This window comes from Bradyrhizobium guangzhouense, from assembly GCF_004114955.1.
Taxonomy (GTDB): domain Bacteria; phylum Pseudomonadota; class Alphaproteobacteria; order Rhizobiales; family Xanthobacteraceae; genus Bradyrhizobium; species Bradyrhizobium guangzhouense.
In genome coordinates this window covers 1744016-1767863 of the sequence record NZ_CP030053.1, presented here as the reverse complement: position 1 = coordinate 1767863, position 23848 = coordinate 1744016, and the positions used below count along the sequence as shown (strand labels likewise).

The 23848-nt window shown below is 64.4% G+C and carries 22 protein-coding genes; 12 read left to right on the top strand and 10 right to left on the bottom strand.

Annotated elements, in window-relative coordinates; all coding sequences use genetic code 11:
* Positions 1-4 precede the first annotated feature (4 nt).
* Positions 5-1711, bottom strand: coding sequence for a phospholipase C (locus XH91_RS08495; protein WP_128950166.1), 1707 nt, complete (start codon positions 1709-1711; stop codon positions 5-7).
* A 300-nt stretch (positions 1712-2011) separates the two neighbouring features.
* Here XH91_RS08495 and XH91_RS08490 point away from each other — a divergent pair, with 300 nt between their 5' ends.
* Together XH91_RS08490 and XH91_RS08485 are read left to right on the top strand one after the other, a co-directional pair.
* Positions 2012-3205: an efflux RND transporter periplasmic adaptor subunit gene (locus XH91_RS08490; protein WP_164934134.1), complete on the top strand. Its 1194-nt coding sequence runs from the start codon at positions 2012-2014 to the stop codon at positions 3203-3205.
* A gap of 11 nt (positions 3206-3216) precedes the next feature.
* The gene (locus XH91_RS08485; RefSeq protein ID WP_128950165.1) at positions 3217-6372 is read left to right on the top strand and encodes an efflux RND transporter permease subunit; all 3156 of its coding nucleotides are present in this window, start codon (positions 3217-3219) and stop codon (positions 6370-6372) included.
* A gap of 242 nt (positions 6373-6614) precedes the next feature.
* On the opposite strand, the gene XH91_RS08480 is transcribed toward XH91_RS08485, so the two are convergent.
* A complete protein-coding gene (locus XH91_RS08480; RefSeq protein ID WP_128950164.1) occupies positions 6615-8882 on the bottom strand; it encodes a cation:proton antiporter domain-containing protein in 2268 nt (755 codons plus the stop codon).
* Between the two features lie 206 nt (positions 8883-9088).
* Entirely contained in the window at positions 9089-10267 is a 1179-nt protein-coding gene (locus XH91_RS08475) for an MFS transporter (RefSeq protein ID WP_128950163.1), read from the bottom strand.
* Between the two features lie 51 nt (positions 10268-10318).
* Here XH91_RS08475 and XH91_RS08470 point away from each other — a divergent pair, with 51 nt between their 5' ends.
* Together XH91_RS08470 and XH91_RS08465 are read left to right on the top strand one after the other, a co-directional pair.
* Positions 10319-11191: an AraC family transcriptional regulator gene (locus XH91_RS08470; RefSeq protein WP_128950162.1), complete on the top strand. Its 873-nt coding sequence runs from the start codon at positions 10319-10321 to the stop codon at positions 11189-11191.
* Between the two features lie 225 nt (positions 11192-11416).
* Positions 11417-12769 (top strand): malonyl-CoA decarboxylase, encoded by a 1353-nt coding sequence (locus XH91_RS08465; protein WP_128950161.1) that lies wholly within the window; start codon positions 11417-11419, stop codon positions 12767-12769.
* Positions 12770-12971: 202 nt separating this feature from the next.
* Here the strand turns inward: XH91_RS08465 and tarD are convergent, their stop codons facing one another.
* The 5 genes from tarD to XH91_RS08440 all read right to left on the bottom strand — a co-directional run bounded on the left by tarD (position 12972) and on the right by XH91_RS08440 (position 16886).
* Positions 12972-14141 (bottom strand): D(-)-tartrate dehydratase, encoded by a 1170-nt coding sequence (gene tarD, locus XH91_RS08460; RefSeq protein ID WP_128950160.1) that lies wholly within the window; start codon positions 14139-14141, stop codon positions 12972-12974.
* Positions 14142-14254: 113 nt separating this feature from the next.
* A complete protein-coding gene (locus XH91_RS08455) occupies positions 14255-14512 on the bottom strand; it encodes a DUF3297 family protein (protein ID WP_128950159.1) in 258 nt (85 codons plus the stop codon).
* A complete protein-coding gene (locus tag XH91_RS08450; RefSeq protein ID WP_128950158.1) occupies positions 14509-14985 on the bottom strand; it encodes a glutathione peroxidase in 477 nt (158 codons plus the stop codon). Before XH91_RS08450 ends, XH91_RS08455 begins: the two co-directional genes overlap by 4 nt.
* A 2-nt stretch (positions 14986-14987) precedes the next feature.
* Entirely contained in the window at positions 14988-16388 is a 1401-nt protein-coding gene (locus tag XH91_RS08445; protein WP_128950157.1) for an amidase family protein, read from the bottom strand.
* Positions 16389-16628: 240 nt separating this feature from the next.
* Entirely contained in the window at positions 16629-16886 is a 258-nt protein-coding gene (locus XH91_RS08440; protein WP_164934132.1) for a DUF6894 family protein, read from the bottom strand.
* 250 nt (positions 16887-17136) lie between these two features.
* On the opposite strand from XH91_RS08440, the gene pqqA reads away from it, so the two are divergent.
* From pqqA to pip, 6 genes are all read left to right on the top strand, one after another.
* Positions 17137-17217: a pyrroloquinoline quinone precursor peptide PqqA gene (gene pqqA, locus XH91_RS08435; protein ID WP_007595659.1), complete on the top strand. Its 81-nt coding sequence runs from the start codon at positions 17137-17139 to the stop codon at positions 17215-17217.
* Between the two features lie 134 nt (positions 17218-17351).
* Positions 17352-18281: a pyrroloquinoline quinone biosynthesis protein PqqB gene (pqqB, locus tag XH91_RS08430; RefSeq protein ID WP_128950156.1), complete on the top strand. Its 930-nt coding sequence runs from the start codon at positions 17352-17354 to the stop codon at positions 18279-18281.
* 20 nt (positions 18282-18301) lie between these two features.
* Positions 18302-19057 carry a pyrroloquinoline-quinone synthase PqqC gene (gene pqqC, locus XH91_RS08425; protein WP_430644529.1) on the top strand — a complete coding sequence of 252 codons (756 nt, stop codon included), beginning with the start codon at positions 18302-18304 and terminating at the stop codon, positions 19055-19057.
* 10 nt (positions 19058-19067) lie between these two features.
* Positions 19068-19379 carry a pyrroloquinoline quinone biosynthesis peptide chaperone PqqD gene (pqqD, locus tag XH91_RS08420; RefSeq protein ID WP_128950154.1) on the top strand — a complete coding sequence of 104 codons (312 nt, stop codon included), beginning with the start codon at positions 19068-19070 and terminating at the stop codon, positions 19377-19379.
* A complete protein-coding gene (gene pqqE / locus XH91_RS08415; protein ID WP_128950153.1) occupies positions 19376-20569 on the top strand; it encodes a pyrroloquinoline quinone biosynthesis protein PqqE in 1194 nt (397 codons plus the stop codon). The genes pqqD and pqqE overlap by 4 nt, the downstream gene beginning before the upstream one ends.
* Positions 20559-21533 carry a prolyl aminopeptidase gene (pip, locus tag XH91_RS08410; RefSeq protein ID WP_128950152.1) on the top strand — a complete coding sequence of 325 codons (975 nt, stop codon included), beginning with the start codon at positions 20559-20561 and terminating at the stop codon, positions 21531-21533. The genes pqqE and pip overlap by 11 nt, the downstream gene beginning before the upstream one ends.
* A gap of 12 nt (positions 21534-21545) precedes the next feature.
* On the opposite strand, the gene XH91_RS08405 is transcribed toward pip, so the two are convergent.
* Entirely contained in the window at positions 21546-21731 is a 186-nt protein-coding gene (locus tag XH91_RS08405) for a hypothetical protein (protein WP_430648552.1), read from the bottom strand.
* On the opposite strand from XH91_RS08405, the gene XH91_RS40085 reads away from it, so the two are divergent.
* The gene (locus tag XH91_RS40085) at positions 21660-21830 is read left to right on the top strand and encodes a hypothetical protein (protein ID WP_430648537.1); all 171 of its coding nucleotides are present in this window, start codon (positions 21660-21662) and stop codon (positions 21828-21830) included. The two genes, XH91_RS08405 and XH91_RS40085, sit on opposite strands and share 72 nt — an antisense overlap.
* 12 nt (positions 21831-21842) lie before the next feature.
* On the opposite strand, the gene XH91_RS08400 is transcribed toward XH91_RS40085, so the two are convergent.
* A protein-coding gene (locus XH91_RS08400) for an IS630 family transposase (protein ID WP_430648536.1) occupies positions 21843-22782 on the bottom strand; the annotation gives its coding sequence in 2 pieces (ribosomal slippage) (positions 21843-22446 and positions 22445-22782; 942 coding nt in all).
* A 118-nt stretch (positions 22783-22900) separates the two neighbouring features.
* On the opposite strand from XH91_RS08400, the gene XH91_RS08395 reads away from it, so the two are divergent.
* On the top strand, positions 22901-23578 hold the full coding sequence (locus tag XH91_RS08395; protein WP_128950150.1) for a DUF4286 family protein: 678 nt from the start codon (positions 22901-22903) through the stop codon (positions 23576-23578).
* The last annotated feature ends 270 nt before the right edge of the window (positions 23579-23848 follow it).

Genomic DNA, 23848 nt, shown 5'->3' with positions numbered 1-23848 from the left:
CGTCCTAGTGATGGTGGTGTTCGTCCGGCGGGCTGACGATCACCGTGCCGGCGGTCGGATCGAGGAACAGCGCGTCGGTGCGGAAGTCGTGGCTATGATCCTGATCGAAGTCGAACAGGTCCATGATCGATCCCGAGGTCGCATCGAACGCGCCGCCACCCAGACGCTTGCCGTGCAGCCAGTTGTCCTCGATGAACCGCACGATGGACGCCTGCGAGATGTAAGTGCGGCTCACGTGGTTGGTCTTGGCGTAGGGCGAGACCACGATGAAGGGGATGCGGGTGCCTGGACCGCAGCGGCCGTTCACCGGCTTGCCGTTGAGGCCATTCGGTGCCGGCTGCTTGGCCGAGCCGAGGCCGCACAGGCCCGGACCGTTGACCTGATCGGCAGCCGGATCATAGGAGGCGCTCTTCGGCGCGAGGTATTGGTGGTCGTACCAGCCGTCGGAGTCGTCATAGGTGATGATGACGGCGGTCTCGCGCCATTCCGGCTGCTTCTGCAGGAAGTTGATCAGCTCGACATTGCCGGCCTGCTCGTCGAGCGGGTCGGAATATCCGGCATGACCGTCCTGATAGGCCGGCATCTTGATATAGGACACGGCCGGAAGATGGCCCGCCTTCACCGCGGCGTAGAAGTCCTCGAGATCGTAGGCGTGGTTGGCCGGATCGAGAGTTTTGTGATCCGCAGCATAGGTATGGCCGATCGCATGGACCGAGCTCGGGCGGGCGTGGGTCGGGTTGGCGGTCGACTTGTAGTACTGGAACCAGGCGTGGTGCGGGATATAGTCCGCAGTCGCGGCACCCACGACGGTCGACAAGGTGCTGCGTGCGCAACCGGTCGTGCCGTTGGCGTTCTTCAGCGTCAGGTCGAAGCCGCCCATGAAGCTGCCCCAGCTGACGTGCTCGTCATTGAGCAGGTCGCCGATGTTCTTGCTGGTCATCAGAACGGTGCTGGTCGTGCTCGAGCAGGAGTCGTAGGCCGGATCGGTGTCGCCGATCAGCGTCAGGCCACCCTGGCCGTCGGCAATTGACGACGTCGTGCCGACGATGTTGACGGCACCGTTGGTCTGACCCGAGACCACCTCAAGCGCACCCGGCGTCGAGGGCCCAAAGGTGTCGGTCCAGGCATTGTCGCTCATCGAGAAATGCTGGGCGTAGTTCCAGAGGGCCGTGGTGGTGTTGCCGTCGAAATAGCCCATCACCTGGCCGTTGGTGCCGAACGCGCCGGCGCCGCCGGCAGTGCCGCGACCAGTGTATTTCGGAAACAGATCGTCCTTGCCGTTGTCGACGGCCTGCTGCTCGGGCGTATAGGCGTGGTTCTGCGAGCGCGTATTGGCCTGAGTGCGATCGAGCCGGAATGGATCGGTTGCACCGGTGCCGTTGGCCGGATTGTTGTTCGGGTTGTTCACCAGGAGATTGGCGTTGGCGAGGTTGTTGACCTTCGGCGTATGCGGCTTCGGCACGAAGGCAATCGAGCCCGACGGATTGGCCGCGTTCGGATAGGTCGCGAAATAATGGTCGAACGAGCGGTTCTCGTTGAAGATGATCACGAGATGCTTGATCGGCGTTTCCGTATGCATGTCATGCGGATGCCGGTGAAACAGGTCGTGATCATGGTCCCGGTCGAAATCGTTGGCGAGCACCGGAATGCTGCACGCAAGTGTCGTCGCGGCCGCGAAAATCGCAGCCGACGTCAAAAATTTGGATTTCATCTTTGCTTGCCCCGAAGGAGTGACGGCGCGACCCTAGCGATCACGAGTGACAGAGCTGTGTCAGTTTGACGCAAAGACCCCATTGCGCGGTTGTCGGGACCGGAATTTACGGACGCCCGCCGGGCCGACTGCAATCGCAACACGCGGCTTGCTCGTCGGCGCGATCTCGTCTTTCAGGCCATCTGACAGCACGCCGATGTTTGCAGTGCAAGGGCCGTGACTGCCATGGCTATGGTGTTCCACGGCCCGGCAATTGTTGGTAGCCTGCCGCACCGACAGACAATCATCGGGGGCCACCGAATGACCTCAGCGTACTCCGTCCATCCCGCACAATTTCACGGCGCGCGGAAGCATATCGGGCGGGCTCTGACCGCCGCGGTCGCCGTGATGGCGCTGGCCGGCTGCGAGGACAAGAACACTTTCGTGGCGCCCCCGCCACCGAAGGTCGACGTCGCCACACCCATACAGCGCTCGGTGACGCGCTATGTCGAGGCCACCGGCAACACCGCGCCGATCAAGAGCGTCGATCTCGTCGCGCGCGTGCAAGGTTTTCTGCAAACCATCGACTACACCGACGGCACCTTCGTCAAGCAGGGCACCCAGCTGTTCACGATCGAGCCCGAGACCTACAAGCTGAAGCTCGATCAGGCGCAGGCCGCCGAGGCCGGAGCGCAGGCCTCGCTCAGGCAGGCCGAGGCCGACTACAAGCGGCAGGTCGATCTGGTGCAGCGCCAGGCGGTCTCGCAGGCGACGCTGGACACCTCGACGTCGACCCGCGACAACGCCCAGGCCAACCTCCAGCAGGCCCAGGCCAACACCAGGATTGCCGAGCTCAACTACAGCTATACCAAAGTGAGCGCGCCGTTCGACGGCATCGTCAGCGCGCATATGGTCTCGATCGGTGAGCTCGTCGGCGTCTCCTCCCCGACGCAGCTTGCGACCATCGTTGCGATGGACCCGATCTGGGTCAACTTCACCGTCAACGAGCAGGACGTGCTGCGCATCCGCGCCGAGGCGCAGCGGCGCGGACTGACTGCCGCCGACCTCAAGCAATTCCCGATCGAGGTCGGCCTGCAGACCGAGACCGGATATCCGCATGAAGGCAGGCTCGACTATGTCGCGCCGACCCTCAACACCTCGACCGGCACGCTCGCCGTGCGCGGCGTCGTCCCCAACGACAAGCGGGTGCTGCTCCCAGGCTATTTCGTCCGGGTCCGCGTGCCCTTCGACCAGGACAAGAACGCCCTGCTCGTCCCCGACACCGCGCTCGGCAGCGACCAGGGCGGCCGCTATCTGCTGGTGGCCAACAAGGACAACGTCGTCGAACAGCGCAAGGTGCAGACCGGACCCGCCGACAATGGCCTGCGCGTGATCGAGAGCGGCCTGCAGCCCGACGACCGCGTGATCATTGCGGGGCTGCTGCGCGTGATCCCGGGCCAGAAGATCGACCCGCAACTGACCAAGATCGAGCAGCCGCAGGCGTCTGCCAAGTAGGAGCGCCGGCCATGATCTCAAAATTCTTCATCGAGCGGCCGGTCCTCTCGAACGTCATCGCGGTCCTGATGATCCTGATCGGCGGCGTGGCGCTGTTCAACCTCGCGATCGCGCAATATCCCGATGTGGTGCCGCCGACGGTGCAGGTGACGACGCGCTATCCCGGCGCCAGCGCCAAGACCGTGATCGACACCGTCGCGCTGCCGATCGAGCAGCAGGTCAACGGCGTCGAGGACATGCTCTACATGCAGTCCTACAGCGGATCCGACGGCACCTACACGCTGACGGTGACCTTCAAGATCGGAACCGATCTGAATTTCGCGCAGGTGCTGGTGCAGAACCGCGTCTCCAGCGCGCTGTCGCAATTGCCGCAGTCGGTGCAGAACCAGGGCGTTACCGTCCAGAAGAAATCGACCTCGATCCTGCTGTTCGTGACGCTGACCTCGCCGGACTCCCGGTTCGACAGCCTTTACCTGAGCAACTACGCCACCATCAACATCCGCGACGAGCTATCCCGCCTGCCCGGCGTCGGCAACGTGACGGTGTTCGGCGCCGGCCAGTATTCGATGCGGATCTGGCTCGATCCGAACAAGCTGCAAGCGCGCGGGCTCGTGCCGCAGGACGTCATCCAGGCGATCCAGCAGCAGAGCCAGCAGGTCTCGGCCGGACAGGTCGGCGCGCCGCCGACGCCGCCCGGACAGGCGTTCCAGTACACGCTCAACGTCAACGGCCGGCTCGAGGACACCACGCAGTTCGAGAACATCATCGTCAAGACGGGCACGAGCGGCGACGTCACGCGCGTGCGCGACGTCGGCTGGGTCGAGCTCGGCGCGCAGACCTACAGCCAGATCTTCTCCCTCAACAAGCAGCCTGCCACCGGCATCGGCGTGTTCCAGTCGCCCGGCGCCAACGCGCTTCAAGTCGAACAGGCCGTCGAGAAGAAGATGGTCGAGCTCGCCAAGCGCTTTCCGGAGGGGATTAAGTACGACACGCCATTCGACACCACGAAATTCGTCAACGCCTCGGTCCATGAGGTCTACATGACCCTGATCGAGGCGGGCCTCCTCGTACTGGTCGTGATCCTCGTGTTCCTGCAGGACTGGCGCGCGATGCTGGTGCCGGCGACCACGGTGCCCGTGACCATCATCGGCGCCTTCGCCGCGATGGCGGCGCTCGGCTTCACCATCAACATGTCGACACTGTTTGCGATCGTGCTGGCGATCGGCATCGTCGTCGACGACGCCATCGTCGTGGTGGAAGGCGCGGCGCACAATATCGAGCAGGGCATGAACGGGCACGACGCCTCGATCAAGGCGATGGACCAGCTGTTCGCGCCGATCGTCGGCATCACCCTGGTGCTGATCTCGGTGTTCCTGCCGGCCTCGTTCCTCGCCGGCCTCACCGGGCGGATCTATTCGCAATTCGCGCTGGTGATCGCGGCGACCGCGCTTCTATCCGCCATCAACGCCGCAACCTTGAAGCCGACGCAATGCGCGCTGTGGCTGCGGCCGGCGGTGCCGCCGGAGCAGCGCAACTTCTTCTACCGCGGCTTCAACGCCGTCTATGACAAGGTCGAGCGGGGCTACACGCGGCTGATCACGTTCCTGGTGAAGCACGCGACGTTCTCCGTCGCGTTCGCGCTCGTTGTGATCGGGCTCAGCGGCTACGGCCTGTCACGGGTGCCGACCGGCTTCCTGCCGATCGAGGACCAGGGCTATCTGATCGCAGCCGTGCAGCTCCCCGATGGCGCCTCGCTGGAGCGAACCCAGAAGGTGCTGGACCGGGCCGCCGACATCATCAAGGACACGCCCGGCGTCCAGCAGGTCATCACCATCGCCGGCATCTCGGCGCTCGACAACAGCGCCAGCCTGGCCAATGCGGGCGTCGCCTACATCATCCTGAAGGACTGGTCCGCGCGCGGCAAAGGCGAGGATCTGCGCTCGCTGGTCTACGGCCTCAACGACAGGGTCGCCACCATCATGGAGGCGCGCACGCTGGTGCTGCCGCCGCCGCCGATCCAGGGCATCGGCAATGCGGCCGGCTTCTCGATGCAGGTCGAGCTCCGCGACGGCAACAGCGACTTCGCCAAGCTGCAGGCCATCACCGCCGCGATGGTCTCGAACGCCCAGAGCCAGAGCGCGCTGCAGCGTGTCTCGTCCTCGTTCCGCTCGGCCGTTCCGCAATTCAATGTCGAGATCGACCGCGTCAAGACCCAGACCCTGCACGTGACGACGGATGCGGTGTTCTCGGCGCTGTCGACCTATCTCGGCTCGTCCTTCGTCAACCAGTTCAACAAGTTCGGCCGCGTGTTCCAGGTCTACACGCAGGCCGATCCGTCGTTCCGCGTCACCGAGCGCGACATCGCCAACATGCAGGTGCGCAACCAGAACGGCGACATGATCCCGATCGGCACCGTCGCCACCATCACGCCGGTGACGGGACCCTCGCTGATCAGCCTCTACAATCTCTATCCGTCCTCCACCAGCGTCGGCCTGCCGGCGCAGGGCTATTCGTCGGGCCAGGCGCTGCAGCTGATGGAGGAGATCGCCGACAAGACGCTGCCGCCGGGCACGGGCTACGAATGGACGGCGATGTCCTACCAGGAGAAGGCGGTCTCCAACCAGATCTACTGGGTGTTCGGCCTTGCCATGCTGCTGGTCTATCTCGTGCTCGCCGGCCAGTATGAGAGCTGGTACGCGCCGATCTCGGTGATCCTCGCCGTGCCGCTGTCGCTGCTCGGGCCGACGCTGATCCTCTCGGGCCTCAAGATCGACAACAACCTCTATTGCCAGATCGGCCTGATCCTCCTGATCGCGCTGTCGGCCAAGAACGCGATCCTGATCGTCGAGGTCGGGCTCGAGCTGCACGGCCGCGACGGCAAGCCCGTGCTGGAAAGCGCGATCGAGGCGGCGCGCGCCCGCTTCCGCCCGATCCTGATGACCTCGTTCGCCTTCATCCTCGGCGTGGTGCCGCTGGTGATCGCGACCGGCGCCGGCGCCAGCGCGCGCAAGTCGATCGGCATCACGGTGTTCTCGGGCATGCTGGCCTCGACCTGCCTCGCCGTGCTGTTCGTGCCGGCCTTCTTCGTGGTGGTGCAGCGGTTCGAAAACTGGCTGGAGCAGCGGAAGGCGCCGAAGGCGGTGGCCGCTGCGGAGGTGAAGTCCTGAAAACAACCCCATGCACAGTAGGGATGCGGTTGAAAAGCGCGAGCAATTTCGTTTTTACAGAAAATTGCTTGTGCCGTCGGGCAAAACAGGTGCATAATGTCATCATGGGCGGCCTCTCCCCGTCATTGCAGGAGCCCTTGCGACGAAGCAATCCAGACTGTAACTGCGGAGAGATTCTGGATTGCTTCCGCCTTCGCTAAGGCTTCGGCGGACAAGTCGCTACGCTCGCAATGACGGCGGAGCTACCCCTTCTCGCTCGACGCCTGCCGCGCCTCGCCGCTCGACACCAGCAGCACCGAGACCTTCGACTGTCTGAGCACGGCGTCCGCAACGCCGCCGAAGGAGAGATGATCGGCCTGGATGCGGTCGACGCCCATGACGACGAGGTCGACGTCGGTGGTGTCGATCTCGCGCAGGATCGCCGCCTCCGGCGACCGGTTGACGCGCAGCGTGGTGGTGATGTCGACATCGTAGCGGGCGGCAAGATCGCTGGCGTCCTTGAGGATGCCTGCTTCCTGACCGAGGCCGCGAGAGGCGCCGCGCTGCGCGCCCTTGTCTCGCGTCGTCGCCACATAGATCACCCGCAGCGAGCCTGATCCGGCCTGCGTCAGCGCCACGGCAACCTCCGCGCCGCGCTTGGAGACGCCGCTGCCGGAAACGGGGACGAGGATGTTGAGGCCATCAGGCATCGGCTGCTTCAGATGCTTGCCCTTGGCAGCGACGATCGCGAGCGGTCCGTCGAATTTTGCTGCGATGTCCTCGATGCTGCGATCGAAGCGGTCCTTGGCCGCGGCGACCTTGTCGACGCCGACGACGAGAAGATCAAAGCCCTTGCGCGCCTCCTCGGTGATGGTCTCTCCGAGCTCGGCGCGCCTGGCGCGGGTGACGACATCGATGCTGCCCGAATCGCCGTCACCGACGGCGGAGACGGTCTCGGCCGCCTTCTTCACCACGGCTTCATGGCTCTTATCGGCGTCGCGGTCCTTCTGCTGCTCGCTGGCCCGCTTGCCGATATGCAGCACGGTGATCGGCAGGCCGCGCATGCCGGCGATCAACCCGACAATGTGCGAGGCAAAGGTCGCGGTGACGCTCTCGTCGACCGCAAGCAAGGGACGTTCGAGATTGGCGACGAAACCGCGCTTCTCGAATTCTTCCCGCTCCAGCCGCTCCTTCTCCTCCTTGTTCATTGGCAGTTTCGCGAGCGCCGCGCGCAGCATCGGCGGCATCGCCATCGTGGTCACGATCGCCATCGTGACGATCATCGTAAACAGGTTCTGGCTGAGCACGCCGATGGAAAGGCCGATGGTGGCAATGATGACCTCGGTCGAGCCGCGCGCATTCATTCCGCTCGCCAGCGCCAGCGACTCCCGCGTGCTCAGGCCGCCCACCGTGCCGCCGGCGAACGCGCCGCCGAACTTGCCGACGCTGGCGATCACGACCAGGAGGGCCGTGAGCATCAGGAGAGTTGGATCGCGCAGCACCGAGAGATCGGCGCTGAGGCCGGCGAGACCGAAGAACACGGGCATGAAGAAGCTCGAGATCAACCCGCGCAGCCGCTCGTCGATCTGCCGGGTCAGGATCGGCGACTCCCCGACCAGGATGCCGGCGACGAAGGCCCCGAGCACCGTGTGGACGCCGATCGCATGCGTGATCAGCGCCATCACGCCCATCAGCAGCAGGATCACGGTGATCACGGCGGCCGCACTGACGAGGTTGTCGTTGGCCCATCGGATCAGCTGGAACACCAGGCGGCGACCAACGGTGAAGCTGATCGCGAGGAAGACGAGCGTACCCAGCACGGCCTTCGCCACCGAGGCGATGTCCAGCGTGCCCTGCGAGGCCAGGCTGAAGATGACGGCGATGATGATCCAGCCGATGGTGTCGTCGATCACGGCGGTCGCGACGATGATCTGGCCGACATTGCGGCGCATGAAGTTCATCTCGCGCACGACCACGGCGACGATCTTCACCGACGAGATCGACAGCGCCGTGCCCATGAACAGCGAGGCGACGAGGCGCTGCTCGGGCTTCGGAAGCAGCGCATCGGGCAGGTATTCGCCGAGCGCGAAGCCGCAGGCGAAGGGCACGAGGATGCCGGCAATCGAGATCGCGATCGCGGCCTTGCCGACCTTCCGGACCAGCTTGAGGTCGGTCTCCATGCCGGTGAGCAACAACAGCAGCAGGATGCCTACTTGCGCGATGCCGTCGAGCATCGCCTTCTGCTCGGGCATTTTCGGGAAGATCGCGGCCTGCGCCTCCGGCCAGATCCAGCCGAACAGCGACGGCCCGAGCAGAATGCCCGCGAGCAATTCGCCGATCACCGAGGGCTGGCCGATCCGCTGCATGATCTCGCCAAGGCCCCGCCCTACCGCGATCAGCAGCACGATCTGCGTCACCAGCAGGAATTCGGACGGGCCAGCCGATTTGCCGCCCTCAGCGCTGGCGGCCATGGTGGTGAGCACGAGGGCCGCGGGGGCGAGGCCGGCCGGTCGGAGCAGGCTCCACTGCATGCGGTATGTTTCCCCCGTGGCTGCCCCGGGTGCCAGGGCTACAGAGGATAGAACTTGCGGGAGGTGGAGCGGGTTCCCTGCTCCCCGTCATTGCGAGGAGCTCTTGCGACGAAGCAATCCAGACTACCTCTGAGGAAAGATTCTAGATTGCTTCGCTGCGCTCGCAATGACGATGGGGATGCAGGCACGCGCCTCAAGGCAGGGCGTCAGGCGGACTGCACCTGCGGCGTCCGGATCTCGCGCGGCAGGATGATCGCGGCGGCGATCGCCAGCAGGCACAGGGCGGCGAAGGCGTGCAGCATGGTGACGAAGCCGCCCTGATCGTAGAGCCAGGCGACGAGGCCGACCGACGCGCCCGCCGCAGTGAAGCCGATGAAGTAGCGCACCGCATAGGCGCGCGAGCGCCATTCCTCGCTGGTGTATTTGCCGACCATGGCATCGTTGACCGTGACCTGGCCGAACGCGCCCATGACGATGCCGATCGAGACCAGGATCAGCGGCAGGTTCGACAGGCTCGCAGCCAGATACAGAAACGGCGCCAGCATGAAGGACAGCGGCAGCGCCACCGTCTTCAGCGAGTAACGGTCGAGCAGGCGGCCGATCGTGTACTGGGTCATGGCACCGAACACGTAGACGCAGGCGGCGATGACCCCGAGCAGCGCCGGGCTCTTGGTGAGGTCGGCGAGCCGCTCGGCAAACAGCTTCGGCAGCGCGACGGTGACGGCATTGAAGGTGGTGGAGATCGCGATCACCACGATCAGCAGCGACAGCACCACGCGCCACATGTCCTGCTTGGCGACGCGCGCCTGCGCCGCCGCTTGCCTGGAGCCCTTGCGATCCTCATGCACCACCAGCATCGCAAAGGCGATGCCGATCAGGATGGTGACGATGCCGGGGACGATGAAGGCAAAGCGCCAGCCGAGATACTGGCCGATCACGCCGGTGACCAGTGCCGAGGAGGCAACGCCGAGATTGCCCCAGACACCGTTGATGCCCATCTCGCGGCCGAGCCGCTCGGCATAGGACACGATCATGGCCGTGCCGACGGGATGATAGATCGAGGCAAAGATGCCGATCGCGAGCAGTGCCGCGCCGAGCTGCACGGGCGTCTGCACGAAGCCGACCGAAATCATGGAAGCGCCGATGCCGACGAAGAAGATCAGCATCATGTGACGGCGGCTCCAGCGGTCGCCCAGCCAGCCTGTGAGCAGCGAGCCGGCGCCGAAGGCGATGAAGCCGGGGGTCGCATAGGGAAGCAGTTCCGAATAGGCCATGCCGAGCGCCGGCCCCATGATGATCACGGCGGCCGCGAAAATGAGCATCGCATAATGGTCGATGAAATGGCCCGCGTTGACGAAACTGATGACCCTGACAGGGCTGTTCATTCGGAATCCTCTCCTGCTCCGAAATGAGTTATATGTCCTCACCATGACGGGATGCTGCCAATGACTGTCTTGCAAACGCCAATTTTGGAAACGCCAATCCTCAGGGAGGTCCAGGGCAACCACCGCTCCACCGCGGGTGTGCACCTGGTCGCGCGCGACTATCCCAAGGGGATGCGGATCGATCTGCACATGCACCGGGAAGCGCAGCTGATTTATGCCGCCAAAGGTACGATGCAGGTGAACACGCCCGGCGGGCGCTGGCTGGTGCCGCCGGACCGCGCGGTCTGGGTGCCGGCCGGGCTCGAACATGCCATCGACCTGCTCGCCGACATCGAGATGCGCACGCTGTATTTCGATCTCGCCTGGCTCAAGCGCGAAAAGCGCTCCGAAGGGTTGACCCGGGAGTTCGTGGTGCGGGTGTCGCAGCTGCTCAATCAGGCGATCCTCGCGCTGTTCGACGCGCGCAACACCGAGGAGCGGACCGAGCTGCTGGTGCGCCTGGTGATGCTGGAATTACGCCAGGCCGAGGATTCCGCGACCTTCGTGCCGTTGCCGCACGAGCCGCGCTGCCGCCGCGCCGCAATGATCGTGCTCGACGATCCCACCGGCCTGCACGACATCGACGCGCTCGCGCGCGAGGTTGGAACGTCGGCGCGCACGCTGTCGCGGTTGTTCTCGACGGAGACGCAGCTGAGCTTCAAGAGCTGGTGCCAGCGCGCCAGGATCGCGGCGGCGATCCAGAGGCTGTCGACGGATGCGAGCGTGTCGGTGAAGCAGCTCGCGACGCAGCTCGGTTACGCCAGCGTGCCGGCGTTTTCCGCAGCATTCCGGCAGGTGACGGGACGGACGCCGACGGAGTTTGCCACGCACGCGGTGTCATCGCCCGGCTTGACCGGGCGATCCAGTACTCCGCGACGGCAGTGAATGAACCGAGAGGCGCGGCGTACTGGATGCCCCGGTCAAGCCAGGTCAAGCCGGGGCATGACAGCGTTGGTCTGGCGCCACTCAATCCTCACTCGACATGCCACCATTCTCCAAAACGCACGGCCCAACTAAAGATGCCGCATCCCCCTGCTTGATTGTGATCGGCTTCCGCCTAAATCCCGTGTAAGCTTCCGCATCGCACAAACCCGGATTCGAAAAGCCCAGATGGCCAATGCCTTCTTCTCCGACCTGCTCGCCACGATTTCCGAGCGCGGCCGTACGCTGCTGCGCCGGGGGGATACCACTGACGCCAAGCAGGATGCCGACGGGCTGATCGCGCTCTGCGATGCGCTGCTGTCGGGCCGGGGCGAAGCCTCCGGCACCGCCATGGCGCGTGAGGTGCTCGACATCTACCAGGAGTTGGATGCCGCCGGACGCCGCGCCTTCTTCGAAGGGCTGGTGCGCGATTTCGGCCCGGACCGCGAGCGCTTGTCCAAGGCGATCGAGAAGTGGCGCGCCCAGCCTGATGACGAGGACGCGAGCGCGCTGCATTTCGCCTCGGAGCCGCGGCGGCAGGAACTGATCCGCCGGCTCAACCGCGCGCCCGGAGGCACCGGCGATCTCGTCGCCATGCGGGCCGACCTGCTCGGCATGATGAACGGTCACACCGATCTCGCCGCGCTCGACCGCGACGTTTCGCATCTTCTCTCGTCTTGGTTCAACAGGGGGTTTCTCGTGCTGCGCCGGATTGACTGGTCGACCCCGGCCAACATCCTCGAAAAAATCATCCGCTATGAGGCCGTGCACGAGATCAGCGACTGGGACGATCTGCGCCGCCGCATCGATCCGGTCGATCGCCGCTGCTACGCCTTTTTCCACCCGGCGATGGTCGACGAGCCCCTGATCTTCGTCGAGGTGGCGCTGACCGAAACGATTCCGGGCGCGATCGCGCCGCTGCTCGCGGTCGATCGCCAGCATCTTCCGATCGAGAAGGCGCGCACCGCCGTCTTTTATTCGATCTCGAATACCCAACGTGGCCTCGGCGGCATCTCCTTCGGCAGCTTCCTGATCAAGCAGGTGGTCGAGGAGCTGCGCCGCGAAACGCCGAAGCTCGACACCTTCGTGACGCTGTCGCCGGTGCCGGGCTTCATGCCATGGATCAAGCAGGACAAGGAGTTGCCGCTGTCGGACGAGGACCGCGAGATCCTCAGGCGTCTGGACGATCCCAAATGGTACGAGAACCCGGAGACCACCGCGCAGCTGCGCAGCCTGATCGAACCGCTCGCCGCCCATTACTTCCTGAAGGCGCGCACGCCGAAGGGCCGCCTGATCGATTCCGTCGCCCGCTTCCACCTCGGCAACGGCGCGCGGCTGGAGCGCATCAACTGGCTAGGAGACCTCTCGCCCAAGGGCCTGCGCGAATCCGCCGGCGTCATGGTCAACTATCTCTACCGCCTCGACGACATCGAGAAGAACCACGAAGCCTATGCCAATGACGGCGAGGTGGTGGCGTCGGGCGCGGTGAAGAAGCTGCTCAAGGGCGAAGGGCGCAGACTGCTGGACATGCGGCTGTCGTAGTTACACGACGACGGTGGCTAGCGCCGTTTGCGACCGCAACCTCGGTGTCATCGCCCGGCTCGACCGGGCGATCCAGTATTCCAGAGGCCGGCGTTGAACAGTTCGCTCTCTCCACATCCGCCGCGGCGTACTGGATGCCCCGGTCAAAGCCGGGGCATGACAGCGGAGTGCGTGGCGCAGCTGCCGCGCACCAACGCGCGTCCTACTCCGCCAGCGCCTTCATCTCCTTGGAGAGATCGGACTTGCCTTCGAAGCCGATGCCGGGAAGGTCGGGCATGGTGATGTGGCCGTTCTCGACGCGGACGCCGTCGGGGAAGCCGCCATAGGGCTGGAACAGGTCGGGATAGCTTTCGTTACCGCCTAAACCGAGGCCGGCGGCGATGTTGAGCGACATCTGGTGGCCGCCGTGCGGGATGCAGCGGCTGGGGGACCAGCCGTAGGTCTTGAGGACCTCCAGCGTGCGCTGGTATTCGCACAGGCCGTAGGACAGCGCGCAGTCGAATTGCAGCCAGTCGCGATCGGGGCGCATGCCGCCGTAGCGAATGAGGTTGCGGGCATCCTGGTGGCTGAAGAGATTCTCGCCTGTCGCCATCGGGCCGGGATAGAACTCGGCGAGCGCGGCCTGCAGCGCGTAGTCGAGGGGATCGCCGACTTCCTCGTACCAGAACAGCGGATAGTCGCGCAGCATCTTGGCGTAGGCGATGCCGGTCTCGAGGTTGAAGCGGCCGTTGGCGTCGACGGCGAGCTGTGCGTCCTTGCCGATCTCCTTCAGCACCGCCTCGATGCGGGTGCGGTCTTCGTCGATGTCAGCGCCGCCGATCTTCATCTTGACGACGTTGTAGCCGCGATCGAGGTAGCCGCGCATCTCAGCCCGCAGCATCGAGAGATCCTTGCCGGGATAATAATAGCCGCCGGCGGCGTAAACGAACACGCGCGGATTGGCGGTGACGCCGTGGCGTTCGGCAAGCAGGCGGAACAGCGGCTTGCCCGCGATCTTCGCCACCGCATCCCACACCGCCATGTCGATGGTGCCGACCGCGACCGAGCGCTCGCCATGGCCGCCCGGCTTCTCGTTGGTCATCATCGCGCCCCAGACCTTGTCGGGGTCGAGATTGTCACCGCCAGCGTCGAGCAGCGATTTCGGATCGGCTTCGAGAATGCGCGGGGCAAAGCGCTCGCGGATCAGGCCGCCCTGCCCGTAACGGCCGTTGGAATTGAAGCCGTAGCCGACGACCCGCTTGCCGTCCGCCACCGCGTCGGTGACGACGGCGACCAGGCTCGTCGTCATCTTGGTGAAATCGATATAGGCGTTGCGGATCGGGGACGAGATCGGCTTGGTGATCTCGCGGACGTCGACGATGCGGACGGACATGGGGGGCTTTCTCGCTCGTTAGCACGTCATTCCGGGATGGTCCGAAGGACCAGACCCGGAATCTCGAGATTCCGGGTTCTCGCTTCGCGAGCCCCGGAATGACGGCTTCGCCGTCACTTCTTATCCCTGAAATACGGCTCGACCGGGCCGTGCACCTTGATGGTCAGCGGGTTGCCGTGGCGATCCTTGGCGTTGCCGGCGGTGACGCGGACCCAGCCTTCGCTGATGCAGTACTCCTCGACATTGGTCTTCTCGATGCCCTTGAAGCGGATGCCGACGTCGCGCTGGAGGATGTCGGCGTTGTAATAGGGGCTGTTGGGGTCGACCGACAGGCGGTCCGGGAATTCATCGCTCATTGAAGTCTCGCTCATAACAGGGTCTCGATTCTCTGCCGCAATCCTTCCGGCCGCGCGGTCGGCGCGTAGCGCGCGATCACGTGGCCGGCACGGTCCACCAGGAATTTGGTGAAATTCCATTTGATGGAGGCACCGAGAAGGCCGGATTGCTGGCGTTTCAGGTACTCATACAACGGATGCGCATTGGCGCCGTTGACGTCGATCTTCTCGAACAGCGGAAAGGTCACGTCGTAATTGGTCGAGCAGAACGCCTGGATTTCGTTTGCCTGCCCCGGCTCCTGCGCGCCGAACTGGTTGCAGGGAAAGCCCAGCACCGAGAAGCCGCGTGGCGACAGATCGCGATGCAAATCCTCCAGACCGCGATATTGCGGCGTGAAGCCGCATTTGCTCGCGGTGTTGACGATCAGGAGCACCTGCCCCTCGAAGGCGCGCATCGGCACCTCCTCGCCGGCAAGGGAATTGGCCTTGAAGTCGTAAATCCCGGGCATCGCTAACCCACGGGATCGATCGGCGAGGCCGGCACGCCGCCCGCCTCGATCGCTTCGCCGGCGAGCAGACAGAGATCCTCGCGGTAGCGGCCCGAGACGATATGCACGCCGACAGGCGTCTTGCCGACGAGGCCCGTGGAGACCACCAGGCCCGGCAGGCCCATGAAGGGAATGGCGATCTGCGGCAGCTGGGCTTCCCAGACCCGCTCAAAGGATGCGGCGTCCTTGCGATCGAGATGATCGGGGAACGGCAGCTCGCCGGAAACAGGCGTCAGCACCACAGCATATTTTTCAAAGAACAGCATCCAGTCGCGGGTCAGCGTGGCTCTTCGGGTCAGCGCCTTCGCGTAAGTCGCCTGGTCCATCGGCACGACCCTGGCTCTGATACCGCGCAGACAGGCCAGCGCGCCGGGATCGCCCTCGCGCTCGGCCATTTCGAGCTGCGCCTCGTAGCCGTCGCCGAGCCACAGCTTGATCTGCCACTCGACCGCCTTTCGCATCGGCGGCGTGTTCTCGATCACATCGACGGTCCACCCGGCGCGCTCCAGCCGCTTGCCAGCGTCGGTCACGGCGGCCTTCACCTCAGGCGTGGTGGCAAGGCCGTCCGGGTTGAGGCAGAGCGCGGCGCGCTTCTCGCGCGCCGGGCCTTCGAGCGGCACCGGCACGTACCAGGGATCGCGCGCGTCGCGCGCGGACATCGCGGCGAGCGAGAGACGCAGATCATGCACCGTGCGGGCCAGCGGTCCCGACACCGCCATGATCTGCGGGCCGATCGGGCGCTCGGGCAGCGCCGGATTGAAGGCGGGGATGCGACCCAGGGTCGGGCGCAGGCCGTGCACGCCGCAGGCATAGGCGGGATAGCGGATCGAGCCGGCGATATCGGTGCCGTGGGCGATATGGCCGATACCTGATGCAACCGCCGAGCCGGCGCCGCCGGACGAGCCGCCCGGCGTCAGCGAGGGATCGCGCGGGTTCCTGGTGTCGCCATGGACGAGGTTGGTGGTGAACCAGCGATAGGAAAAGGCCGGGCAATTGGTGCGCCCAAGGAGAATGGCGCCGGATTTGCGGAAATTGGCGACGACCGGATTGTCCTCGCGCGCGATCAGGTCCTTCTGAAGCTTCAGGCCGTTGGTGGTGGCAAAGCCTTCCTGGTCGACATTGGCCTTGATGGTGACGGGCACGCCCGCGAGCACGCCGGGGTCCTCGCCCCTGGCGATGGCGGCATCGACGGCATCGGCCTGCTTGAGCACGTCCTCGGGCCGGTGGTCGATCACGGCGTTGAGCCGGGGATTGACGGCATCCAGGCGGTCGAGGCCGGCCTTGGCGGCCTCTTTGGCGGACACCTTCCTGGATTTGACGAGACTAGCGAGGTCGGCGGCCGACAGGCGCCAGAGATCTTGCATGACTTGCTCCGTATGACCGGCGTCTTTTAGCGCCGGGATCGCGGCAAAGCCATGCGGATTTCGCAGGGTGGAAGGTGGGTTTGATCCCGGCTCGCGCCTCCGTCATTGCGAGGAGCCCTTGCGACGAAGCAATCCAGACTGCCTCCGCAGCGACACTCTGGATTGCTTCGCTACGCTCGCAATGACGTGGAGGGAGCAAGAGCTCCTCGCAATGACGAGGGGAAAGAGCGGTGGACGCCCCTAATGCCTTGTCTCGGACTCGTCCTCGATGTCCAGCAGCGCCTCGGTGAAGGGGAATTCGAGCACGATCTCGCCATCGTCGTCGGTCACCTCGATGACCGCCTCGAGCAAGGCCGGCTGGGCGCCTTCGGATTTCACCACCTCCAGGATCATCTGGCGGGCGACCTCCCAGGCGCGATCGGGATTGCGCAGATCCTCGCCATCGGGGTCCACGATCAGTTCGTCACCGATACGGGTGTTGAAGAAATATTTGGGCATCACGAGATTCCAGCTAAAGCGGCCTGTACCGGATTGAAAGCTGCACTGCACTCACAACTGCTTTATCAGCACAGGGTTCGCGACCGAATGCGCCAGACGCAAGGCCGTATCACCAGAAAGTACTGTTCCCCGTGGGTTTGTCGCGGCGCAATATGACTGCGCTCGGGAAAATTTCACTGGCGAACTTTTACGCCCGCAGTAATTTAACCTCGGGCGGACACGTCCGAAATCGCGAAAATGGAGAGCCAAAATGGCCTGGAAAGCCCCCAAGATCGTCGAAGTGCCCTGCGGCATGGAAATCAACATGTATGTGAGCGCCACCCGCAAATAAGCGGTTGGTGAGTCTGCGTTCTGCGCAGGTGGGTCTTTCGGTCACGATCGGTTTCCGACCGCTGGAAACTGTGTCGTCCAAGTCCTTTTGATCCTGAGGATCCACCTCGCGACGTTGCTTCCAGGAGACGGATCATGCTTCGCGTCGTCGTCCTGGGCGCCGGGGCCGGCGGCGGAGTCCCGCAATGGAATTGCGGGTGTGAGGGCTGCCGGGCGGCCCGTGAAAACGGCCAAGAACTTTGTCGAACCCAGGCCTCGGTCGCCTTCAGCGGCGACGGCGAGCACTGGTTCCTGATCAACGCCTCCCCTGATCTGCGCCAGCAATTGAATGCCACGCCGCAACTGCATCCCAAGGCGGGCGCGCTGCGCCATACGCCCGTTGCCGGCGTGATCCTGACCAACAGCGAAGTCGATGCCGTCGCGGGCCTCTTGTCGATGCGCGAGGGCTCGCCCTTCACGGTTTACGCGCATGAGAAGGTGCTGGCGATCCTGGCCAGCAACAGCATCTTCAACGTGCTGAACGAGAAGACCGTCAAGCGCCAGCCGATCGGAATCGGCGAGCCCTTTGAGCCGCGATTTCCTGATGGTGCACGGTCAGGGCTCGAGGTGCGGCCCTTCGCGGTGCCAGGCAAATCGGCCTGGTATCTCGAAGGCAAGGCGCATCCGGGCGGCGAGAGCGGCGATGGCGATACGCTGGGGCTGAAGATCACCGACAAAGCGACCGGCAAGTGCTTCTACTTCATCGCCGCCTGCGCCGAAATCACCGAGGCGCTGAAGGCCGAGATCGACGGTGCCGCGCTGGTGTTCTTCGACGGCACGGTCTGGCAGGACGACGAGATGATCAAGCGCGGGCTCGGCCACAAAACCGGCAAGAGCATGGGCCACGTCGCGATGTCCGGCGACGACGGCGCGATTGCGCGGCTCGCCGATCTCTCGATCGGCAGAAAGATATTTCTACACATCAACAATTCGAACCCGGCGCTGCTGCCTGCGTCGCCTGAACGCAAGACGGCCGAGGCCGCGGGCTGGCAGATTCCCGCAGACGGAACGGAGATCGTGCTGTGACTGCTGCATCCATGACCGGAATGACCGCGCTCTCTGTCGGCAAGGACATCAGGCTCAACTCGGCGGAAGAGCTGGAGGCGACGCTGCGCCATATCGGTGCGACGCGCTATCACAGCCTGCATCCGTTCCATAAGCTGCTGCACGGCGGCAAGCTGAACAAGGGCCAGGTGCAGGCCTGGGCGCTGAACCGCTACTATTACCAGAGCACGATCCCGATCAAGGACGCGGTGGTGATCTCGCGCTTCCGCGACCGCGCCACGCGCCTGGAATGGCGCCACCGCATCGAGGACCATGACGGCGATGTCGGCTCCGAGGGCGGCATCGAGCGCTGGCTGAAACTGACCGAAGGCCTCGGCCTCGACACCGCCTATGTGGAATCCACCGAAGGCATCCTGCCGGCAACCCGCTTCGCGGTCGAGGCTTATGTCCACTATTGCCGCGAAAAGAGCCCGCTGGAGGCGATCGCCTCCTCGCTCACCGAATTGTTCGCGCCGAACCTGCACGAAGAGCGCATCGCCGGCATGCTGGAGCACTATGATTTCGTCAATCCTGACATCATGAGCTACTTCAAGCGCCGCCTGACGCAGGCGCCGCGGGATGCGAACTTCGCGCTCGACTATGTCAAGGCGCACGCCACGACGCCGGAGCAGCGCGCGCTTGTGTGCAACGCGCTGATCTTCAAGACCAACGTGCTGTGGGTTCAGCTCGATGCGCTCCAGCACGCCTATGTCGAGGGCAACATTCCGCCGGGCGCGTTCGTGCCCAAGGTGAGTTGAGAGGACAGCAATGGCCGGGCCGCGGAACATCAGCGTCAGCGAGGCAAGCCGCCCCGTGCTGCCGCGGCATGCCAAGCTGAAATATGACGAGACGCGCAAGGTCTGGGTGATCCTGGCGCCGGAACGGGTGCTGGCGCCGGACGAGATTGCCGTCGAGGTCTTGCAGCTCTGCGACGGCGAGCGCAATGTCGGCGATGTCGCCGATCAACTGGCGGCGAAATATGCCGCGCCGCGCGAAGCGATCCTCGCCGACGTCATCGTCATGCTGCAGGATCTCGCCGACAAGGGGTTCCTCACCGAAATCAGGGAGAAGACGCCATGAGCGATGTGCTCCCGACCACCCCGCCCGACGCCAGCGACAGCCTCGCCGTGCTGGAGAAGACCCGCTCGACGGCGGAGACGTTCGGCATTCCCCTTGCGGTGCTGCTCGAGATCACCCATCGCTGCCCGCTGCAATGCCCGTATTGCTCCAACCCGGTCGAGCTCGACCGCTCGGGCAAGGAGCTGACCACGGACGAATGGAAGAGGGTCTTGAGCGAGCTCGCCGAGATCGGCGTGCTGCAGGTGCATTTCTCCGGCGGCGAGCCGACTGCGCGGAAAGACCTGGTCGAGCTGGTCAAGCATGCCAGCGACGTCGGCCTCTACACCAACCTGATCACCTCGGCCGTGCTGCTGACGCGCGAGAAGCTCGGCGAGCTCGCCGATGCAGGGCTTTGCCATGTCCAGATCTCGTTCCAGGGCATCGAGGAAGGCCTCGCCGATCGCGTCGCCGGCTACAAGGGGGGCCACCGCAAGAAGCTCGAAGTCGCGAAATGGACCCGCGAGCTGGATCTGCCGCTCACCGTGAACGCGGTGATGCACCGGCAGAATTTGCATCAGCTCCCCGAGATCATCCAGATGTCCGTCGATCTCGATGCCGACCGGCTCGAGGTCGCCAACGTCCAGTATTACGGCTGGGCCTTGAAAAACCGCGCCGCGCTGATGCCGACGGTGGCACAGCTCGATGAATGCACCCGCCTCGTCGAGGAGGCGCGCGAGCGGCTCAAGGGCACGCTCGCCATCGACTACGTCGTCCCCGATTATTACGCGCTGCGGCCGAAGAAATGCATGGGCGGCTGGGGCCGGCAATTCTTCAACATCTCGCCTGCCGGCAAGGTGCTGCCCTGCCATGCCGCCGAGAGCATCACCGGGCTCGATTTCCTGTCGGTGCGCTCCAACCATTCGATCGCCTGGATCTGGCAGAACTCGGAGGCCTTCAACCGCTATCGCGGCACCGGCTGGATGAAGGAGCCGTGCAAATCTTGCGAATTCCGCGAGATCGATTTCGGCGGCTGCCGCTGCCAGGCCTTTGCGCTGACCGGCGATGCCGCCAACACCGACCCGGCCTGTGCGCTATCGCCGCTGCACGAGACCATCTTCAAGCAGGCCGAGCGCGAGGCCGAGGGCGACACCAGCCGCTTCCTCTACCGCAACTTCGCCGGCGGCACCCTGGAATCGGGGAATGATGCCTGACGCGGCCGCCAGAGGCGCCGATCCCTTTGCGCCGCTGACGTCAGGCATGCTCGACGTCGGTGACGGCCATGAGCTCTATGTCGAAACCGTCGGCCGCGCTGACGGCATTCCCGCGATCTATCTGCATGGCGGGCCGGGCTCCGGCTGTCAGCCCGATCATCGCCGGCTGTTCGATCCCGAGCGCATGCACGCCGTGCTGTTCGACCAGCGCGGCTGCGGCCGCAGCCGCCCGAAGGGCTCGCGCGAGCACAACACGACGGCGCACCTGATCGCCGACATGGAGAAGATCCGCGAGAAGTGCGGCTTCGACCGCTGGATCGTCGCGGGCGGCTCCTGGGGCGCGACGCTGGCGCTGGCTTATGCAGAAGCCCATCCCGAGCGCGTCTCCGGCATCGCATTGCGTGCGACGTTTCTGGGCACGCAAGCGGAGGTCGCGACAGCCTTCACCTCGCGCCTGGCGCAGTTCTATCCAGCGCTGCACGAGGACTTCTTGAGTGTGCTGCCGCCGCAAGAGCGTGCGCGACCAGTGGAAGCCTATTATCGCCGCATTCTCGATGCGGATCCCGCCGTGCACGGGCCCGCTTCGCGCGCGTGGCATGATACCGAGCGCGCCCTGTCGGAGCACAAGGCGGCCAAGACGCGACTTGATCTCGCCTCGCTCAACGTCTGGCGCACCCTGCCGGCGACGCCGTTCATGGAGGCGCATTATTTCATCAACGATTCCTTCATGAGCGAAGACCAGTTGTTGCGGAACGCAGGCAGGCTGGCCGGCATTCCCGGCATTATCGTGCAGGGGCGCTACGATCTGTTGTGCCCGCCCGAGACATCCGCGGGTCTGGCGAAGGTTTGGCCGGGTTCCGAGGTCAGGATCGTGGAAGAAGCCGGACATTCGCTCTATGATGCCGGCGTGCGGGACGCGGTGATGAAGTCGATCTCCGACCTTGCATCGAAGGCCGCTCGCTAGAGCGAGTTGCGATCAAAGCGGATTGTACCCGCAATGACGGATGTAATTGGCGCATTCTTCGGGGGTAAAGAGGCTTAGAGAGCGGCCAATGAGGTCCCAGAGGGCATCGACGGTTCTAGCTTGGGCTTGGCGCAGCAGTTCTTTGAGTTTGGCGAAGGCCATCTCGATTGGATTGAGATCGGGGCTGTAGGGCGGCAGGAACAGGAGGCTCGCGCCGGCGTCGGCGATGAGACGCCGAGCCGCTTCGTTCTGGTGATGAAGTCGATCTCCGACCTTGCATCGAAGGCCGCTCGCTAGAGCGAGTTGCGATCAAAGCGGATTGTACCCGCAATGACGGATGTAATTGGCGCATTCTTCGGGGGTAAAGAGGCTTAGAGAGCGGCCAATGAGGTCCCAGAGGGCATCGACGGTTCTAGCTTGGGCTTGGCGCAGCAGTTCTTTGAGTTTGGCGAAGGCCATCTCGATTGGATTGAGATCGGGGCTGTAGGGCGGCAGGAACAGGAGGCTCGCGCCGGCGTCGGCGATGAGACGCCGAGCCGCTTCGTTCTTATGGCTCGACAAATTGTCGAGGATCACCGTGTCGCCTTCGCGCAGCGCGGGGACGAGGATTTGCTCGACATAGGCGAAGAAGCACTCGGCGTTGATCGGCCCGTCGAGCACAAACGGCGCTATCAGCCCCTTGCAGGTCAGGCCGGCAAGGAACGTCGTCGTCTTCCAATGTCCGTGCGGCGCATGGCCCAAGGCGCGTGTGCCGACATCGGCCCAGGCGTAACGACGCGTCATCGCCGTCGTCGTCCAGGTCTCGTCGAGGAAGATGAGCCGACCGCCAAGGCTGGTTTGCGCGCACCGCCACGCTTGTCGGCGCTCAACGACGTCGGGACGATCCTGTTCGCTGGCGTGCACGGTTTTTTTTGAAGCTGATGCCCTCACCGGCAAAGAAGCGCGACAGCATCGACTTGTCGGCTTCGACGCCATGCCTGCGAAGCAGTCGCTCGGCGATCGCATCGAGCGTCAGATCGTTCTCTTTGCGCCGAAGCTCCAAGAGCCAGTCCCGATGCGGCTTCAGCACAGAACGCCGGTCACCGCCGGTCGGCAAAGCCGCCGTGCGCTGCGTTTCCTCAAACGCCTTCACCCAGCGGATCGCGCTCGCGATCCCGACCCGGAATATCCGGGCCGCCTCGTTCCGCGAAAGGCCATCCTCAACGACGGCCTTGATCACCCGAATGCGAAGAGCTTCTCCATGCGCCATCCCTGCCGGCCTCCTCCCGGTCTCAAGGATGAATCACGGTTCGCTCCCTTTGGGAATCCCTGCGATTCAAGTCGACCCCAACATGCTCTAACGCGCGAAAGCAAGGACAACAAGAACAATGCCCCTCGCCGGGACAGGCATGCTGCTGACGTCGATGAATATCGATGCGGCTGATGAGGCCGATTTCAACCGCTGGTACGATCGCGAACATCTGGAAGAGCGCGTCGCGATCGAGGGTTTTCTGGAAGCGCGCCGTTATGTCGCGCACGCCGCAAATCCCAAATATCTTTCGCTCTATTCGACCGCGACGCTGGACGTGCTCGACAGTCCCGCCTATCGCGCGCGGCTCGCCAACCCGACCGAATGGTCGCAGCGGACCATGGCGCATTTCAAGAACATGCTGCGCGTGGTCGCGCGCATCACCATCAGCAAGGGCACCGGCCGCGGCGCCGCGCTTGGCCTGGTGCGGCTGCGACCCACGCCGGATAATGGGGCGGCATGGCGTGATGCACTGCAAGAAAAGCTGGCGCCGGGAGACCGTGACGGCATCATCTCGATGCATCTGCTGGAAAGCGAGCCGGAATTGTCGGGCGCGACGGCGAATATTCCAGCGGCGCGCAACGAAGGCGCGCGCGACTGGTTCGTGTTGATCGACGGCACGCATGTCGGTGCGGTCTCAGCCGTCATCGCCGAACGCTTCACCGGCCCTGCGGCCGCCCCCTTCCCGCCGCCAGTTTCCGTCGGCACCTACAACCTGATGTGGGACCTTGCAAAGAGCGACATCGCACGAGGCTGAACTCGCAATGGCGATGTGGAGCCAGGCGTGTGTCTCTCTTCCGTCATTCCGGGGCGGCGCGCAGCGACGAGCCCGGAATCCATTTGTCCTCTGGCTCTGCGGCCCGATGGATTCCGGGCTCGCGCCTGCCGGCGCGCCCCGGAATGACGGAGAGTGTGATATTGCACTGCCGCAATGACTGACCGCGGCTGTTAATGCTGTGCGCGCTTGGCTCCCATGAAAGAGGGGAAGCGCGCAAATTTGCCGTTGTACTCCGGAGCGGTTCTAATA